Raw genomic sequence first — 17,427 nt, forward strand, 5'->3', positions numbered from 1 at the left:
ACCGATTGGCTCGTAAACGTCAGCATATTCGCGATCACAGTGCAGAGGCCAACCTGTTTGCCCGGCGCTGTGCTATTGCACTGTTGATCGTAATTGGAATGCTGGGCGTGGTCGTCAGCAATCTGTACAGCCTGCAAATCAGTCAGTTTGAAGACTATCAAACGCGGTCAAACGGAAACCGGATAAAAGTGTTGCCGGTAGCCCCTAACCGCGGTCTGATTTACGACAAAAACGGTGTACTGCTGGCGGAGAACCGTCCGGTTTTCAGTCTTGAGGTTATTCCTGAACAGATAGATGACCTGGCCTCCACCATCGCAGACTTGTCTGCCCTGATGAATATCAGCCAGGAGGAGCAGGATGATTTTTTCAACACTCTGAAAAGCCAGCGACGCTTTAAACCGGTTGCGCTGAAATCACAGTTGAGTGAACAGGAGGTGGCCAAGTTTTCCGCCCACCAGCATCAGTATCCTGGCGTATCAATTGAAGCGCGCTTGTCCCGCTATTATCCTTATGGCGATACGCTGACACATATCCTGGGTTACGTTGCCAAAATTAATAAAACTGATTTACAGAAAATTGTCGAGGCCGGCCAGGAAGCCAACTATGCGGCCACCCACGATATCGGTAAGCTGGGTATCGAAAAGTTTCATGAAGATCTTTTACACGGAGAAGTGGGTTACCAGCAAGTGGAGGTAAACAGTCAGGGTCGCATTATCAGAACTCTGGATGTCGATCCGCCGGTACCGGGTAAAGACATTGTACTGAATATTGACCTACAGCTGCAGATGGCCGTGCAGAAGACGCTGGAAAATCAACGTGGCACCGTGGTTGTGTCAGACCCGCACACTGGCGGACTACTGGCAATGTACTCCAGTCCAAGTTACGACCCCAATTTGTTTGTGCACGGCATCAGCCGGGCCAACTATGCCGCGCTGCTCAATTCGCCTGACCGACCGCTGATCAACCGGGCCACTCAGGGGCAGTACCCGCCTGCCTCCACCATTAAGCCTCACCTGGCGTTGATTGGACTGGACTCTCAGACCATAGATAAAGGCTATACAATCAACGATACCGGTCGATTCCGACTGCCTAACGTCTCCCATGTCTGGCGTGACTGGAAACGTTGGGGACATGGCAAGGTCAATGTCAGTAAGGCGATTGAAGTATCCTGTGATACGTTTTATTACGATCTGGCCTATAAACTGGGGATCGATAAAATCAGTGCCGCGATGACCGACTTTGGTTTTGGTGACTATACCGGTATCGATCTGTATGAAGAGTCTGATGGAAATATGCCCAGCCGGGGCTGGAAAAGGGCCCGCTTTAATCAGCCATGGTATATCGGCGACACCATCCCTGTTGGTATCGGACAAAGTTTCTGGACGGCTACACCAGTGCAGCTTAATCAATCCATCAATACATTGATAAATCGTGGTACACGCTTTGTGCCTCAATTACTGCACGGCTATATGCAGGACAATGGCGAGGTGATTGCTGAGCCGCCAAAAACGCTTCGGCCGTTTTTAGTACAGCAGGACAAAAACTGGGACATCGTGTTAAATGCCATGTGGAAGGTGGTCAATGGTGAGGAAGGGACCGCGCGACACGCCTTCGACGACGTGCCCTATATCTCAGCGGGTAAAACCGGAACCGCACAACTTTTTTCTATTGGTCAGAACGAGTCTTACGAAGAAGACGAGGTTGCTGAGCATCTTCGGGACAATGCAATGTACGTCGGGTTTGCCCCTTTCCAGGACCCTGAAGTGTCAGTAACGGTGGTAATTGAAAATGCCGGTGGCGGCAGTTCCAACGCCGCCCCGGTGGCGCGACAGGTCATGGATTACTACTTTGAAAATATCTCAACAACCCGCCTGCCGGAGGATGAAAGTCAGACCCAGGATGCAGCACCATGAAGCAAAAACGCGCAACGCTGAACACCAACGCCCCACGGTTTCTGGAACGTTTTCACATCGACGTCATACTACTGATGGGCCTGCTCACCTTAATGGCAGTAGGAATGGTCACCCTTTACTCTGCCTCAGGACAGGATATTGCTCAGATGGAACGTCAGCTTGCCCGCCTTGCCGTAGGCCTGGGGGTTATGCTGTTTATGGCACAGATACCGCCGATGGCCTATCGACGTTTATCAACCTATGCCTATATAGCCGGACTGCTGATGTTGGTAGCTGTCTTACTGTTCGGTGACATGGGCAAAGGTGCACAGCGCTGGCTGGACCTGAAAGTGATTCGTTTTCAGCCTTCTGAACTTATGAAGCTGGCAGTGCCCATGATGGTGGCCTGGTATATCAGTAAATTTACCCTGCCACCGCGAACCATCCATGTTGTGACCGGCTTCACACTGGTCGTTATTCCTACGGTTCTTATTGCCAAACAACCTGATTTGGGGACCTCATTACTGATTGCCAGTTCGGGGGTATTTGCAATATTTCTGGCCGGAATGAGCTGGCGTCTTATTGGTATTGTCGCGGGGTTAGGCGGGGCTTTTTTGCCTGTCATGTGGTTCTTCCTGATGAAAGAATACCAAAAGCAACGGGTGTTAACGTTTCTCAACCCGGAAAGCGATCCCCTTGGAGCAGGCTACCACATCATCCAGTCTAAAATAGCCATTGGCTCTGGCGGTGCGCAGGGCAAAGGCTGGCTTCAGGGTACACAGTCTCAACTGGAGTTTTTACCCGAGCGTCATACCGATTTCATCTTTTCGGTTTTCAGCGAAGAATTTGGCCTGCTGGGTGTGATTGGTTTGCTGGCAATTTATGTTTTTATTATCTGCCGCGGGCTGATTATCGCCACACGGGCACAAGATGCGTACAGTAAATTACTGGCCGGCAGCATTACGCTGACCTTTTTTGTTTATGTTTTTGTCAACATGGGCATGGTATCAGGATTATTGCCAGTGGTAGGCGTTCCCCTGCCCCTGATCAGCTATGGTGGCACGTCTATGGTGACATTGATGGCAGGATTTGGCATTCTGATGGGAATAGGAACTCAGAAACGTTTTTTATCACGATGATGAAGTCAGTATTACGTTTAACGGTAATAGCCGGCGTCATAACGCTGGCCGCTTGTCAGGCACCGGGCCGATACGCTCAGAAGCAGGATTCTGAGCCTACCTTTGCGTATGAAGAGCCGCTCATGGAAGATATGATGCCTCGTTACGAGCCCTACCGCACCTTCAATTCCCGTCCTTATGAGGTGTTAGGTAAGCGCTATTATCCGTTGCAGACCGGTAAAGGGTATGAGGAGGAAGGCCTGGCTTCCTGGTATGGTCAGAAATTTCATGGCCATCTGACCTCAAATGGCGAAGCGTACAATATGTTTATGATGACGGCGGCACACAAAACGCTGCCGCTACCAAGCTTTGTCAAAGTTACAAATCTGGCAAACGGCAAGACCGCCGTTGTCAGAGTTAATGACCGCGGGCCATTTCATGATAATCGCATCATCGATTTATCATATGCTGCAGCGAAGAAACTGGGCTATCAAAAACACGGTACAGCCCGGGTGAAGCTGGAAGTCATTCATTTCGACGAAGATAATAATGTTACCGTAGGCAGTGCGCCCACCGTCTCTTACGAAGAATATGCCGGGCTTACGCCCTCCGAACCGGTAACAGTGACGGTGAATGCAGCCAAGAAGTTCAGTGTTGAAGAAACAGATGTGAAAGCCTCACCGGTTTTCGACAACACCGAAGGTGACAACGAAACATTCATACAGGTTGCCGCGTTAAGCGATCTGGATAAAGCCAAGTCGGTATCGACCGTATTGTCTGCGCTGTATCAGGTTCCTACACAGATTCCGTTTATCGACGATATTTATAAATTGCGTCTCGGTCCTCTCAAAGATCGCTTTCAGGTGCAAATGTTATTGGAAGAGTTAAAAAATAACGGTTACCCGAATGCTTATACAGTACAGGGAACGTTATAATTTTTTCGCCGGATAGGGATGTTCCTTAGTTTAGCGTCTCAAATTGTGGCAGGAATATGGAAATCTGCAGTTTATGGTCGGAAAAAGATAAACTTTTACCCCGTAAACTAGTCCTATACCGGGGCTTGCGATAGAATCCTGCGCTAAGACCCAGTTAGCAACATCAACACGGTATTAAATAAATCATGCATAATTATAATCTACGCGCTAACCCGTCGACATTTGCTCGATTTTTATCAGTTTTAGCATTCACTCTGACATTCTTCAGCGCAGCGACGTTTGCCGCTGTTGTTACGCCGCCTGCACCCGATGTCGCAGCCGAAGGTTTTGTCCTGATGGACAATGATACAGGGCACGTCATTGCAGAAAAAAACGCGGATATGCAGCTTGCCCCGGCCAGTTTGACCAAGATGATGACGACCTATGTCATCGGTAAAGAACTTGAAGCGGGCAATATCAGCCTGAACGATGAGGTGACTATTTCAGAAAACGCCTGGGCGAAGAAATTTCCGGATTCATCAAAAATGTTCATCGAAGTGGGGACCCAGGTGAAGGTCTCTGACTTACTGCGCGGTATAATTATCCAGTCGGGTAATGATGCGTGTGTTGCGATGGCTGAGCACGTTGCCGGGTCTGAGAGTGCATTTGCCAGCATGATGAATGCCCACGCGCAGTCATTGGGAATGACATCTTCGCATTTTGTTAATAGTCACGGTCTGCATGATCCAGACCACTACACCTCCCCGCGTGACATGGCAATTCTGTCCCAGGCGTTGGTGGATGAAACCCCTGAAATCTACGGCATGTATAGCGAAAAAGAATTCAGCTATAACGGTATCAAGCAATACAACCGAAACAGCCTGTTATGGGATAAGAGCATGAACGTGGACGGCATCAAAACCGGTCATACGTCAGATGCCGGCTATAGCCTTATCACCTCTGCCAAGCAGGGAGATATGCGTTTAATTTCTGTAGTAATGGGCACAGATAGCGAACGTGCCCGTAAAGTAGAAAATAAAAAGTTGTTGCGCTATGGCTTCAGATTCTATGAAACCGTAACGCCTTATAAAGCCGGCGAAAGCTTCGTATCTCATCGCATTTACATGGGCGACAGAGAAACAGTTGACCTGGGAATCAATCAGGCCACGCCTATCACGATTCCGCGCGGTCAGGCTGAAAACCTGGAAGCAAATTTTGAACTGGATAAAAAGCTGGAAGCACCTTTGGACAAGGGTCAGGTAGTCGGCACGCTTTACATTCAGCTGGAAGGCAAAGATGTTGCCGAATATCCGCTGGTTACCTTACAGGAAGTGAATGAAGGTGGCTTATTTGACCGGGTTTGGGACTGGGCAATGTTACAAATCGGTTGGGAAGAGTAATTAGTTATTATTAACTAAACCTAGTTCTCATGCGGCCAGATTTGTTACAATCTGGCCGTTTTTATTTGCAGTCAAGGATATCACATGGATACCCGTTTTGATGAATTACTGGATTTCCCGACATTCCAGACATTTAAAGTACTGGGCGTAGCGCACGATGACCTTCCCGGTCAGGTTGTGGCTTGCCTTCAGGAACACGCACCTGGCGATTACTCGCCGGCAGTTAAGCCAAGTGCAAAAGGAAATTATCACTCTGTTTCTGTCAGTGTTAAGGTAACCAGTAAAGAACATATGGAAACCATTTACACGGAGCTTGCGAAAATTGAATTGGTCAGGGTTGTTTTATAAGTGAGCAATCAGCCCTCCCCTTTAATAGTTCGCCAGCTGGGACGTCAGGCATACCTGCTGGTATGGCAGAAAATGCAGGCGTATACCGATGAGCGCCAGGCTGATGATGCAGATGAAATCTGGCTGGTCGAGCACGATCCCGTTTTTACGCAAGGCCAGGCAGGTAAAGCTGAACATATTCTCATGCCTGGTGATATCCCTGTCGTAAAAGTGGATCGCGGTGGTCAGGTAACCTATCACGGCCCGGGTCAGCAGGTGATTTATCTGCTGCTGGATATCAAACGCCGTAAACTGGGTGTCCGGCATCTTGTGAACGCGATGGAAAACGCCGTGATTGCGCTATTGGCAGCAGATGATGTGGTTGCTTATGCCAAAAAGGATGCGCCGGGCGTTTACGTTGATGAAAAAAAAGTGTGTTCGCTGGGTCTGCGCATTCGCCGTGGTTGCTCATTCCACGGTCTGGCACTTAATGTCGCGATGGATCTTGAGCCTTTTACCCGCATCAACCCCTGCGGTTATGCCGGAATGGAAATGACCGACACCCGGACACTGGGAGGCGCAGATTGCCTTGAAGTTGCAGGCCCTGCCCTCATAAAGAAGATACTGAACGAGCTGGATATCCAGCAGACAGAATGTAAAGAAGGTTTTGATGAGTAATGCACGTCCCCAAGCCGGAGTGAAGCTCCGCGACGATGAAAAAGTCAAACATATTCCCGTCACCGTCATTCCTACTGAAAAAGAGGAAATGCTGCGTAAGCCTGAGTGGATAAAGATCAAGCTACCTCGTACAACTGATCGTATCGACCATATCAAAAAGACGCTGCGCAAAAATAATCTTCACTCTGTGTGTGAAGAAGCCAGCTGCCCGAACCTGGCCGAATGTTTTAACCACGGCACGGCAACGTTCATGATTCTGGGCGATATCTGTACCCGCCGCTGTCCGTTTTGTGATGTGGCGCATGGTAAGCCGTTACCGCCAAGCGCTGAAGAGCCTGAGAAGCTGGCCAAAACTATCGCAGAGATGGATTTAAAATACGTGGTCATTACCTCTGTGGACCGCGATGATCTACGCGACGGTGGCGCCCAGCATTTTGTTGACTGTATTAATGCCATCCGTGAACATAGCCCGAGCACGACTATTGAAGTTCTGGTACCGGATTTCCGTGGTCGCATGGACCGTGCACTGGAAATCTTCAAAAACGGTGTGCCGGATGTGTTTAATCACAATCTTGAGACCATTCCGCGTTTGTACCGGGAGTGCAGACCTGGCGCAAATTATCAGTGGTCTTTGGATTTGCTGAAGAAATTCAAAGCGCAGCATCCTCACGTGCCGACCAAATCGGGCTTGATGATGGGTATGGGAGAGGAGTCTGAAGAGATAAAAGGCGTATTACAGGATTTGCGTGATCACGGCGTAGACATGTTGACACTCGGGCAATACCTTCAGCCAAGTCGCCATCATTTCCCGGTCAAAAAATACGTGCACCCTACCGAATTTGACGCATTGGGCGATTTCGCCCGCGAAATTGGCTTTAAACAGGCTGCATGTGGTCCGATGGTGCGCTCAAGCTACCACGCAGACCAACAGGCTGCCGGCAAGGAAGTTAAATAACCAGCAGCGATATTCTGGTATAAAAAAACCCGGCCTTAGCCGGGTTTTTTATTAGCTGAGCTGCAATTTATCCATCAGCAACACCGCCTGAGTTCGGGTGTTGATTTCCAGCTTTCTCAAGATGGCACTGATATGTGCTTTTATGGTTGCCTCTGTCACATTCATTTCATGGGCAATTTGCTTATTCATCAGTCCGGCGCGTAAAAAAGATAATACCTGTATCTGTTTGGGCGTCAACTCTCTGAAGCGTTTGAGCAGGGACGACAACTCTTCGTTAACGGCCTCCAGGTCTGCTTTTTTATCTTCAGGTACCCAGGTTTCACCGTCTTGCACCCGTACAATCGCATCAGCAATATCTTTGGTTGCTGAAGATTTGGGTATAAATCCCTGCGCACCAAGACTCATTACCTGAGCAATAACTTCAATGTTCTCGCTGGCTGAAACCACTGCAACCGGCGTATCAGGAAATGCATCTTTTAATGTAATTAAGCCATTGTAGTACTCACCGCCTGGCATATTTAAATCCAGGAGTACCAAATCAATTTCATGATGTTGCTCCATTAACGCCATCATTGAATCGAGCGAGTCTGCCTCTGAAATTTTAGCTTCTGTAAAATGCGGCGACAACGCGCCACGCAATGCTTCACGGAAGAGTGGATGATCGTCCGCTACCAGAATATGGGTCATGGGCTAATTACATACCTTGTTACGAAAAACTACTTACATGACACTTTAGTCTAACATACCGCTGCATGAAAGGTTTTGACGTTAAAAACGTGGGGTAACGGCTGTTCTAATTGGAAATTGCGCTCAAACAGGTAAAATTAACGTATTGTGACCCTGAAGGTTAATACCGTGCAAAAACAAGATACCATCTTTGCCAATCCCATGGATTCGGTAAAAGACTTTAAATTTGACGAAGCAGTGGCTGATGTTTTTCCGGACATGATACAGCGTTCGGTACCGGGCTATCAGACCATAATCCATACTATCGGGGAGCTGGCGGCACGCTACGTGCGCTCTGCCAGCAATGTGTATGATTTAGGATGCTCGCTGGGTGCCGCCAGCTTATCGGTAGCCAGGGCTACCGCTGATACACCCTGCGACATCTTTGCGATCGACAGTTCACCGGCGATGACCGGGCGTTGTGAAAGAATGGTTCGCTCTTTTTCACTGCCTAATCCGATTAATGTGCAATGCCAGCTGGCTCAGGACACGACCATCAATAATGCGTCGATGGTTATCATGAACTTTACGCTTCAGTTTATTGAGCCAGAGCATCGCTTAGCATTACTCAGGCAAATTTTTGATGGCATGAATGAGGGCGGTATTCTGGTGCTGTCTGAAAAAGTCAGTCATCCTACAATTGGGGGTAACGAACTACTGATCGATCTTCATCATCAGTTTAAACGCGACAATGGCTACAGCGAGCTGGAAGTCTCTCAAAAGCGCGCCGCGCTGGAAAATGTCATGCTGACCGATTCTTTTGCGACGCATGAGCAGCGTCTTAAAGATGCCGGTTTCAGCGATGTCGTCATGTGGTACAAGTGTTATAACTTCATGTCATTAGTTGCCATCAAATCCGGCCAGGAAAACGATAATGAATAAACAGGCACAGAGCTGGTTTGAAAGTACTTACCGGTCGTTATTAGGTACACCGCTGGCCCATTGGCTTGAGACGCTACCGCAACAGATGCGAGAGTTTGACCGACAAGGCAAGCATGGCGAGTTCGACAAATGGTGCAGGATGTTAGAAAAGCTACCGCAGACGGCCCCCTCCACCACGAACTTCAGTAATGCGGTCACAATTGGGCATGCAGAGGACATTGATACATATACCGCGAAACAAATTTCAGGCTTATTGAAACAATTCATGCCATGGCGTAAGGGCCCCTATGCACTTCATGGGATTGATATCGACACCGAATGGCGTTCTGACTTTAAGTGGAACAGGGTCGCCCCCCATATCAGTGATTTACGTGACAGAGTAGTGTTAGACGTAGGCTGCGGAAGCGGCTACCACATGTGGCGAATGCTTGGTGCCGGTGCACGTGGTGTTTATGGCATAGACCCTACTCAGTTGTTTATGATTCAGTTTCAGGCCATCAAGCACTTCGCGCCAGATAACAACATTCACTTTTTGCCACTGGGCATAGAACAAATGCAGCCGCTAAACGCGTTTGACACGGTCTTTTCGATGGGTGTGTTATATCACCGTAAGGATCCTATCGCCTTTCTGGAGCAACTTAAGCATCAGTTAAGACGTGGTGGTGAGCTTATTCTGGAAACGCTGGTTGTCGATGGTGATGAAAATACCGTATTAATGCCGGGAGAGCGTTATGCCCAAATGCGAAACGTGTGGTTTTTGCCCAGCGTTGACGCATTAAAGAAATGGCTGGAGCGGCTCGGTTTTGTTGATATTACTCTGGCTGACATTAATCACACAACACTTGAAGAGCAACGTGCTACAGAATGGATGACCGGCCAGTCCTTGCAAGATTTTCTAAACCCTGAAGATCTTTCACTGACGGTCGAGGGCTACCCCGCCCCCCAGCGTGCTGTGCTTATCGCAACCCGTAAGTAACTGCCATACGTCCAGTTTTGTGTCTCTTGGCACAATAGTTGTTACCTGTTTTGCTATTATTAATGTGCACAATGCACCAAGACAGGTAATGACATGGATATTGCCCCCTTTATCGCAGCGCATCAGTTACCCGACAATTACGCAGATGTTGCACAAAATTGGTTCAATCCACTGGCTGAAGAGATCGCTATGCTCCAGCATAGTGCAGATATGCCAGTATTTGTGGGCGTGAATGGGAGTCAGGGTTCCGGCAAATCAACCCTTTGTGACTATATTGCGTTCTATCTCAAAAATACCCGTTCGCTCAACGTCGTCGTGCTCTCTGTTGATGATTTTTATCTGTCCAGAGAGCAGCGCTTTAAACTTGCTGAAAAAGTCCATCCTTTATTAACGACCCGCGGTGTACCGGGCACGCACGATACCCAATTGGCCCAGGCAACGTTATGGGCGTTGAAAAATAACCAGCATGTCGCACTGCCACGGTTTGATAAGGCCACTGACGATCCAAAACCAGAATCTGACTGGCCTGTGATCAATAAACCGGTAGACATCGTTCTTATTGAGGGCTGGTGTTGGGGTGTGCCTGCGCAGGCTGACAGCGCACTTACTGAACCGGTGAATGCGCTGGAGCGCGGCGAAGATCCTGAAGGAATTTGGCGCCGGTTCGTCAATACGCAGCTTGCAGGTACCTATCAACAGCTTTTTGAGCAAATGGATTATTGGGTGATGTTAAAAGCCCCTTCCTTTGAACATGTCTACCGATGGCGCTGCGAGCAGGAACACAAATTAGCAGCACGCCAGCAACCTGGCGAAGTCAGCAATGTGATGAGTGATGACCAGATTGCCCGGTTTATCCAACATTATCAACGCCTCACTGAACACGCACTCAGCACTCTGCCTGGTCAGTGCGACAAAGTCTTCGAACTAGATGGCGACAGAAAAATAACGAACGTACTTAAAGGTAACCGATGAGTTCTAAGGACACACTAGTATTCACCGACATGGATGGCACCCTGTTGGACCATCATACATACAGTTTTGATGCGGCCAGACCCGCGTTGACGGCACTCAAGGAAAAAAATATTCCGGTTATCCCCTGTACCAGTAAAACCTACGCTGAAATGGTTGAGCTGCGAAATTACATCGGACTGACTGGTCCGTTCATTGTTGAAAATGGGGCAGCGGCGTTTGTTCCTCATGGCGTACTTAGTCAGAAGCCGGTCGGCGCAATTTGGCAGGATGGCTTCTGGTGCCAGTCGTTTACCTCGCCTAAAGCGCACTGGCTCAAGCTGCTTGAAATGATTAAGCCTGAGTTTGACGGTGAGTTTACGCACTTTAGCGAAATGAGTATCGATGCCATTGTTCAGGCGACCGGACTTGATGAAGCGTCTGCCGCTCGTGCTGCTCAGCGACAGTATGGCGAGCCGGTCATGTGGCTGGGTGACGAAAAAAGAAAAGCAGCGTTTTTAAGCGCTGTAAAAGCACGGGGCGCACAACCGCTGGAAGGTGGTCGTTTTATTCACGTTTCCGGTGATTGTGATAAAGGTGCCGCTTTGCGCTGGCTCGTCCAGGCGTTTAGTCGTCAAAGTGAGGCAGCACCGCGCGCTATTGCATTAGGCGATGGAAAAAATGACATTGCGATGCTAGAAGCAGCGGATATTGCAGTGATTATTAAATCACCCAATCATCCGCCCCCTGAGGTTAAAAAAGAAAAAGCGCTTTACACCAGTACCCTACCCGGTCCAGAAGGCTGGACAGAAATGCTTACTAAATTGCTTTCATTAAAAAATTAGGAGGTACCATGGCCGATTTTTATCAAAACGGTGTGGTGACAACATTACATAACCTGGCTAATCGTCCCACGGAAGATCTTGAAGCTGAGTTATTACGCTTTTCACAAAAGCGCCCTATGGCCCTTATTCTGCCATCTTTGTATTCCGAACTTGAAGGCAAAGCGCTACCCAATATTCTTGACGAACTGACCAATGTTCCCTATTTGTCGGAAATTGTCATCGGTCTGGACCGGGCAGATAAAGCCCAGTACCAGCATGCGCTGAAGTTCTTTGGCCGACTGCCTCAGCACCACCGGGTCTTGTGGAACGATGGCCCGCGCCTCAAAGCAATTGATGAAGAACTGTTAGAGCTTGGTCTGGCCCCTAAGGAGCTGGGAAAAGGAAGAAATGTCTGGTATTGCATGGGGTATATTCTTGCCTCCAACCGGGCTGAATCGGTAGCACTTCATGATTGTGATATCGTCACGTATAACCGGGACTTACTGGCCAGACTTATCTATCCGGTTGCCAACCCGATGTTCAACTATGAATTTTGCAAGGGTTATTATGCCCGGGTGGCCGATGGCAAGATCAATGGACGTGTGTCTCGCCTGTTAGTCACGCCATTGCTGCGTGCTTTGAAGCGTACGTTAGGTGATCATGAATATCTTGAATTCATGGATAGCTTTCGTTACCCGCTTGCCGGCGAGTTCTCTTTCAGACGCGACGTGTTGAATGATATTCGAATTCCAAGTGACTGGGGCCTGGAAATCGGCGTGCTATCTGAAATGCATCGAAATTATTCTCACAACCGCCTCTGCCAGGCCGATATCGCTGAAACCTATGATCACAAGCATCAGGATCTATCGTTAAATAACGATCAGGGTGGCTTGTCTAAAATGTCTATCGATATCACCAAAGCGGTATTCCGTAAGCTGGCCACACAAGGGTTTACATTTAGTAACGAGATGTTTCGTTCAATAAAGGCTACGTACTACCGGATTGCGCTGGATTTTGTCGAAACCTATCATAATGACGCCATCATGAACGGTCTGACTCTGGATATTCACCGGGAAGAAAAAGCCGTCGAAATGTTCGCAAGTAACATTATGAAAGCAGGCCAAAGCTTTCTGGAAAGTCCGATGGAAACGCCTTTTATACCTAGCTGGAACAGGGTTACCAGCGCGGTGCCGGATATTTTAGACCGACTGTTAGAAGCAGTGGAAGCAGATACGTCCGAATTACTGGGGTAGCCCATGACAGCTAATCTGAAAGCATTACACGAAAAAGTTTCGCATCATCTTCAGGCGATTTACGCTGATGTGGTGCTGGACCGGCCGGTTGGTGAGCTGGCCACTGCACTTATGCAAACAATGCGCATTGATACAGATGATGACATTACGGCGCCGCAGTCTCACTGTAATTACTGGGATGAGGGCGATGTAGTAATGATCACTTATGGTGACAGTATTACCGACGGCCATGAAAAGCCGTTGTCCACGCTGCATCGCTTTTTAAACACATATTGTGTTAATACCATCAATAATGTGCATATTTTGCCATTTTTTCCATACAGCTCAGATGACGGATTTTCAGTTATCGATTATTCCAGTGTCAATGAGTCCCTGGGGGAATGGGAGGACATCACCAGTCTGGCCGAAGAATACGGGCTGATGTTCGATTTGGTGGTCAATCATTGCTCTTCTCGCAGTGCCTGGTTCGAAAACTTCATCAAGGGCGAAGGTGTTGGCAGTGACTTTTTCTATACAGCCAGTCCGGATGATGATTTGTCCATGGTAACCCGGCCACGAGTCTCCCCTTTATTGCGTGAAACCCAAACCAGCGAAGGGACAAAGTATGTCTGGTGTACGTTTAGTCATGACCAGGTCGATTTTGATTTTCGTAATCCCAAAGTGTTACTCGCATTTATGGAGATAATTCGTCTGTACATCGACAAAGGTGCGAAGATTTTCAGAATGGATGCGGTCGCTTTTTTATGGAAAATTGTCGGCACAACCTGCATCAACCTGGAACAGACGCACGAAATCATACGCCTGATGCGCACGCTCATTGAGCATGTCGACCCGCGAATTATCATCATCACTGAAACTAACATACCGAACCGGGAGAACCTTACCTATTTTGGTAATGCCAATGAAGCGCACGCAATCTATAACTTTTCTCTGCCTCCTTTATTGGTCAATACGCTGGTCACTGGCGACTGCCGTTACCTGAAAAGCTGGATGATGAGTATGCCACCCGCGCAAAGCGGTACGACTTACTTTAACTTTATTGCTTCGCATGATGGTATCGGTCTGCGTCCGGCAGAAGGATTGCTGGCAGATGAAGAGATTTCATCACTGGTGCATGCCATGCAACATTTTGGCGGCAAAGTTTCCTGGCGCGCTTCAGCACACGGCCAGCAAAAGCCATACGAAATTAACATCACCCTGTTTGATGCGTTACAGGGGACCATTGCAGGACCTGACAGGTGGCAGGTAGACAGATTTATTTGTGCTCATGCGATTATGCTGGCTATGGAGGGCATTCCGGGAATTTATATTCACAGCTTGCTTGGCACATCAAACGATTATGAAAAGGTTGCCAATACAGGGCAGAATCGTTCAATCAATCGCAAGCGCTGGGATCTTTCTGAATTGGAAGCACTGCTTGACTCACCCTTTTCACAGCACCATAAGGTACTGACGCGACTGTCACAGCTTATACGTATCCGAAAAGTCCAACCGGCCTTTCATCCCAATGCAACGCAGTTTACTTTGCAATTAGGCAATCAGGTATTTGGCTTCTGGCGACAAAGCCTCGACCGTCAGCAGAGCCTGTTCAGTATCAGCAATATCAGTGATAAAGAGCAGTCTGTCCTGCTTTCTGATATCAATCTGTTCGGTACCGATCACTGGATGGATCTTATTACCAGAGAGCCCATCGATAACGATGAAAATTACCTGCAGTTAAAACCCTATCAAACTGTTTGGATAAGTAACCGCGATCCTTCCTGACTATTCAGGCGCTCCGGCGCCTGATTTTTCTTTGATATCAACTGCAAAGCGGTAGCCTCACTGCCGCTTTTCATGGATAATCCCGTTTTTATCGTGATACCAAGGAGCGTATTTATGGCCCCACCTGTCTGGCTTTCTCTGGACGATGCCTTAAATCACTTGCGCTCAGCTGCGCCCCGCCCCACCGCTACAATGCTATGTAATACAGAAGCTGCCCTCGGGCGGGTTGTCAGTATAGACATTGTCGCTCCCTGCAACGTGCCTCCGCTCGCGGTATCAGCAATGGATGGGTTCGCGATTTGTCTGGATAACCTCACAAGCGAAATAGCATTGCCTGTTACCCAGACCATTTTGGCGGGTCAGGATATTTCGACCATACAACTTGGTAAAGGTGAAGCTGCCAGAATTATGACCGGCGCAGGCATACCGTCAGGTGCAGATGCTGTGGTCATGCAGGAAAATACCACCTATGACGAAGATACCGTGACCGTAAATCAGATTCCGGTCCATGGTGAGAACATCCGGCCACAAGGCAATGATATTTGTCGCGATGATATTATTATTACCAGGGGCACCCGATTACAAGCCCGCCATCTGATGCTCCTGGCGTCTGTGGGCCAAACCACCTGTGAAGTTTATTCGCCCCTCAAAATCGGGTTGCTGGCGACCGGTGATGAAATTAAAGCACCAGGTACGACGCTGAATCCGGGCCAGATTTTCAATGCCAATAGTATTGGGATTGCAGGACTATTGGCACCACTTGGTGTTCAGGTGACTGACCTGGGCATTTGTCCGGACGATGCGGATGCTTTGCAGCGCTGTCTGCAGGAGGCAGCTGAAAAATTTGATCTCATTATCAGTTCTGGCGGCGTGTCAGTTGGCGATGCGGATCACGTCAAGCCGGTCCTGGACAAACTGGGCCAGGTTGATTTCTGGAAGGTTGCCATAAAGCCCGGTAAACCCTTTGCATTTGGCACATTGGGTAAGAGTTTATTTTGTGGGCTGCCTGGCAATCCGGTATCAGCTTATGTCACCACTGAGCAATTGGTCATTCCCCTGATAGCGTCGATGCAGGGGCTTGCTTCAAGTCCCACACCTGTTATCGGACTCGCTGCGCTTACTACCGATATCAAGCGTCAGCCTGGTCGACAGGAATTTATGCGCGCAACGCTTTGTGTACAGCCAGATGGTCAGTGGCAGGTCACGCCACTAGCAAAGCAAAGTTCAGGCGTGATGACCAGCGTCACCAAAGCGAATGCCTATATTGTCGTGCCCGCACATACAAAGCACCTGGCAACCGGCGAGCGCGTTCAGGTTCTTCCTTTTACCCGTTAACACAAGAACAGCCCTACAGGGCAATATGAGGCAGTGGTGAATTTTTTCTCAAAACGGTTTCTGTTGGAAAGTAAACGACTGGTCCAGCTAACCTGGCCACTTCTGGTGGCACAACTTACTCAAATGCTTATGGGCGTTGTCGATACCGTGATGGCTGGCCATTATGATGCCCTGGATATGGCTGCGGTTGCTTTGGGTTTCAGTGTTACGATCCCGCTGATGTGCTTTTTGCAGGGCATTGCACTGGCATTGCCGCCGATCATCTCGCGCTATCAGGGAAGCAGGCAATCTGATCAGGTTGCGTTTGCTGCGCAGCAGGCAGGTTATTTGTTGCTCGTTATCAGTTTGATTATTTTGCTTCTGTACCCGGCCATTCCGACGATATTACAGTGGTTCCCCATGGAAGACGGACTGTTTCAGATTACGCTGGACTATGTGCGCTATGTCCTGCTGGCGATGCCAGCATTTGCCCTCTATCAGTGGTTACGCAACTATTGTGAGGGGCTGGGGAATACTAAGCCAACCATGATTATCACCGTTATCGGATTGCTGTTTAATGTGGTTGCTAATTACTGTTTTATTTATGGTGCCGGCCCTCTGCCTGCATTTGGTGGCGCAGGATGCGGTATTGCGACCGCAATCGTTATTACCGTGATGTTCATTAGCACACTGATTTACACCCGTATGAGCCGCCGATTGGCGCATTACGCACTGTTTTCTGTTTTATTCGGCCCCGACTTAAAGCAAATGTTACGGACTTTTCGCCTCGGCTTTCCTGTCGCCATGACGTTGTTGTTTGAGGTCACGTTGTTTGCTGTGGTTGCGCTTATGCTCACGCCTTTTGGCGCCACCACCATTGCCGCGCACCAGATTGCCCTTAACTTTTCATCCTTAATGTTCATGTTTCCGCTGAGCATGGGCATGGCGATCTCTATCCGGGTAGGCTTTCGCGTAGGCCAGAACAATTACCGCCAGGCAGCAACGGCAGTAAAAAGTGCGCTTGTGATAGGCTTATGCGTAGCCGTACTGACTGCCACGTTCACGGTGGTTGGCAAAGGGATTATCATCAGTCTTTACACCACCGATACGGCCGTTATTAATACTGCCAGCGCACTGCTCATCTATGCAGCTTTGTTTCAGTTTTCTGATGCGATTCAGGTTATCTCCGCCAATACGCTACGCGGGTATAAAGACACGACGGCCATGTTTATTCTGACGTTCTTTGCCTACTGGATTATTGGTCTGCCGGCCGGGATCATCCTGGGGCGAACTGATTGGATAACTGACGCACCGATGGAGGCAGCAGGCTTCTGGATTGGGTTCATCATCGGCCTGAGTAGTGCCGCTGTATTACTGGGCCTGCGTGTGTGGGTGTTGCATCGTCGTTATGCATCCGGACAGTCCCCACGCGAGGTACATGCCTGACAGCGATGCC

16 protein-coding genes are annotated in these 17,427 nt (G+C 48.8%); 15 read left to right on the forward strand and 1 reads right to left on the reverse strand.

Annotated elements, in window-relative coordinates:
• The first annotated feature begins 5 nt into the window (after positions 1 to 5).
• From mrdA to lipA, 7 genes are all read left to right on the forward strand, one after another.
• Positions 6 to 1,913, forward strand: coding sequence for a penicillin-binding protein 2 (gene mrdA / locus HHX48_RS02745; protein WP_191022095.1), 1,908 nt, complete (start codon positions 6 to 8; stop codon positions 1,911 to 1,913).
• Entirely contained in the window at positions 1,910 to 3,031 is a 1,122-nt protein-coding gene (gene rodA / locus HHX48_RS02750) for a rod shape-determining protein RodA (protein WP_191022096.1), read from the forward strand. Before mrdA ends, rodA begins: the two co-directional genes overlap by 4 nt.
• Complete coding sequence (locus HHX48_RS02755; protein WP_191022097.1) at positions 3,028 to 3,945, forward strand: septal ring lytic transglycosylase RlpA family protein; 918 nt, start codon at positions 3,028 to 3,030, stop codon at positions 3,943 to 3,945. The genes rodA and HHX48_RS02755 overlap by 4 nt, the downstream gene beginning before the upstream one ends.
• Before the next feature lie 185 nt (positions 3,946 to 4,130).
• Positions 4,131 to 5,324, forward strand: a complete 1,194-nt coding sequence (locus tag HHX48_RS02760; protein WP_191022098.1) for a D-alanyl-D-alanine carboxypeptidase family protein — start codon at positions 4,131 to 4,133, stop codon at positions 5,322 to 5,324.
• Between the two features lie 84 nt (positions 5,325 to 5,408).
• Positions 5,409 to 5,672, forward strand: a complete 264-nt coding sequence (gene ybeD / locus HHX48_RS02765) for a DUF493 family protein YbeD (RefSeq protein ID WP_191022099.1) — start codon at positions 5,409 to 5,411, stop codon at positions 5,670 to 5,672.
• Positions 5,673 to 6,329, forward strand: coding sequence for a lipoyl(octanoyl) transferase LipB (lipB, locus tag HHX48_RS02770; protein WP_191022100.1), 657 nt, complete (start codon positions 5,673 to 5,675; stop codon positions 6,327 to 6,329).
• The gene (lipA, locus tag HHX48_RS02775) at positions 6,322 to 7,284 is read left to right on the forward strand and encodes a lipoyl synthase (RefSeq protein WP_191022101.1); all 963 of its coding nucleotides are present in this window, start codon (positions 6,322 to 6,324) and stop codon (positions 7,282 to 7,284) included. Before lipB ends, lipA begins: the two co-directional genes overlap by 8 nt.
• 51 nt (positions 7,285 to 7,335) lie before the next feature.
• Here the strand turns inward: lipA and HHX48_RS02780 are convergent, their stop codons facing one another.
• Positions 7,336 to 7,971 carry a response regulator transcription factor gene (locus HHX48_RS02780; protein WP_191022102.1) on the reverse strand — a complete coding sequence of 212 codons (636 nt, stop codon included), beginning with the start codon at positions 7,969 to 7,971 and terminating at the stop codon, positions 7,336 to 7,338.
• A gap of 168 nt (positions 7,972 to 8,139) precedes the next feature.
• Here HHX48_RS02780 and cmoA point away from each other — a divergent pair, with 168 nt between their 5' ends.
• The 8 genes from cmoA to HHX48_RS02820 all read left to right on the forward strand — a co-directional run bounded on the left by cmoA (position 8,140) and on the right by HHX48_RS02820 (position 17,417).
• A complete protein-coding gene (gene cmoA / locus HHX48_RS02785; RefSeq protein ID WP_191022103.1) occupies positions 8,140 to 8,892 on the forward strand; it encodes a carboxy-S-adenosyl-L-methionine synthase CmoA in 753 nt (250 codons plus the stop codon).
• Positions 8,885 to 9,868 (forward strand): tRNA 5-methoxyuridine(34)/uridine 5-oxyacetic acid(34) synthase CmoB, encoded by a 984-nt coding sequence (gene cmoB / locus HHX48_RS02790; protein ID WP_191022104.1) that lies wholly within the window; start codon positions 8,885 to 8,887, stop codon positions 9,866 to 9,868. The genes cmoA and cmoB overlap by 8 nt, the downstream gene beginning before the upstream one ends.
• A gap of 93 nt (positions 9,869 to 9,961) precedes the next feature.
• On the forward strand, positions 9,962 to 10,840 hold the full coding sequence (locus tag HHX48_RS02795) for a kinase (RefSeq protein ID WP_191022105.1): 879 nt from the start codon (positions 9,962 to 9,964) through the stop codon (positions 10,838 to 10,840).
• On the forward strand, positions 10,837 to 11,661 hold the full coding sequence (locus HHX48_RS02800) for an HAD-IIB family hydrolase (protein ID WP_191022106.1): 825 nt from the start codon (positions 10,837 to 10,839) through the stop codon (positions 11,659 to 11,661). Before HHX48_RS02795 ends, HHX48_RS02800 begins: the two co-directional genes overlap by 4 nt.
• A gap of 8 nt (positions 11,662 to 11,669) precedes the next feature.
• The gene (locus HHX48_RS02805; RefSeq protein WP_191022107.1) at positions 11,670 to 12,893 is read left to right on the forward strand and encodes a glycosyltransferase family protein; all 1,224 of its coding nucleotides are present in this window, start codon (positions 11,670 to 11,672) and stop codon (positions 12,891 to 12,893) included.
• A 3-nt stretch (positions 12,894 to 12,896) separates the two neighbouring features.
• Positions 12,897 to 14,657, forward strand: coding sequence for a sugar phosphorylase (locus HHX48_RS02810; RefSeq protein WP_191022108.1), 1,761 nt, complete (start codon positions 12,897 to 12,899; stop codon positions 14,655 to 14,657).
• 114 nt (positions 14,658 to 14,771) lie between these two features.
• Positions 14,772 to 15,992 (forward strand): molybdopterin molybdotransferase MoeA, encoded by a 1,221-nt coding sequence (gene moeA, locus HHX48_RS02815; protein ID WP_191022109.1) that lies wholly within the window; start codon positions 14,772 to 14,774, stop codon positions 15,990 to 15,992.
• A gap of 63 nt (positions 15,993 to 16,055) precedes the next feature.
• Entirely contained in the window at positions 16,056 to 17,417 is a 1,362-nt protein-coding gene (locus tag HHX48_RS02820) for an MATE family efflux transporter (protein ID WP_223857969.1), read from the forward strand.
• Positions 17,418 to 17,427: the final 10 nt, after the last annotated feature.

Origin of the sequence: Salinimonas profundi, assembly GCF_014750655.1 — a bacterium.
Classification (GTDB): Bacteria; Pseudomonadota; Gammaproteobacteria; order Enterobacterales; family Alteromonadaceae; genus Alteromonas; species Alteromonas profundi_A.

Bases quoted from the DNA above. Each gene is read 5' to 3' on its own strand.
- rodA (WP_191022096.1), top strand. From the start codon at position 1,910: ATGAAGCAAAAACGCGCAACGCTGAACACCAACGCCCCACGGTTTCTG.
- HHX48_RS02755 (WP_191022097.1), top strand. From the start codon at position 3,028: ATGATGAAGTCAGTATTACGTTTAACGGTAATAGCCGGCGTCATAACG.
- HHX48_RS02760 (WP_191022098.1), top strand. From the start codon at position 4,131: ATGCATAATTATAATCTACGCGCTAACCCGTCGACATTTGCTCGATTT.
- ybeD (WP_191022099.1), top strand. From the start codon at position 5,409: ATGGATACCCGTTTTGATGAATTACTGGATTTCCCGACATTCCAGACA.
- lipA (WP_191022101.1), top strand. From the start codon at position 6,322: ATGAGTAATGCACGTCCCCAAGCCGGAGTGAAGCTCCGCGACGATGAA.
- HHX48_RS02780 (WP_191022102.1), bottom strand. From the start codon at position 7,971: ATGACCCATATTCTGGTAGCGGACGATCATCCACTCTTCCGTGAAGCA.
- cmoB (WP_191022104.1), top strand. From the start codon at position 8,885: ATGAATAAACAGGCACAGAGCTGGTTTGAAAGTACTTACCGGTCGTTA.
- HHX48_RS02795 (WP_191022105.1), top strand. From the start codon at position 9,962: ATGGATATTGCCCCCTTTATCGCAGCGCATCAGTTACCCGACAATTAC.
- HHX48_RS02800 (WP_191022106.1), top strand. From the start codon at position 10,837: ATGAGTTCTAAGGACACACTAGTATTCACCGACATGGATGGCACCCTG.
- HHX48_RS02805 (WP_191022107.1), top strand. From the start codon at position 11,670: ATGGCCGATTTTTATCAAAACGGTGTGGTGACAACATTACATAACCTG.
- HHX48_RS02810 (WP_191022108.1), top strand. From the start codon at position 12,897: ATGACAGCTAATCTGAAAGCATTACACGAAAAAGTTTCGCATCATCTT.
- moeA (WP_191022109.1), top strand. From the start codon at position 14,772: ATGGCCCCACCTGTCTGGCTTTCTCTGGACGATGCCTTAAATCACTTG.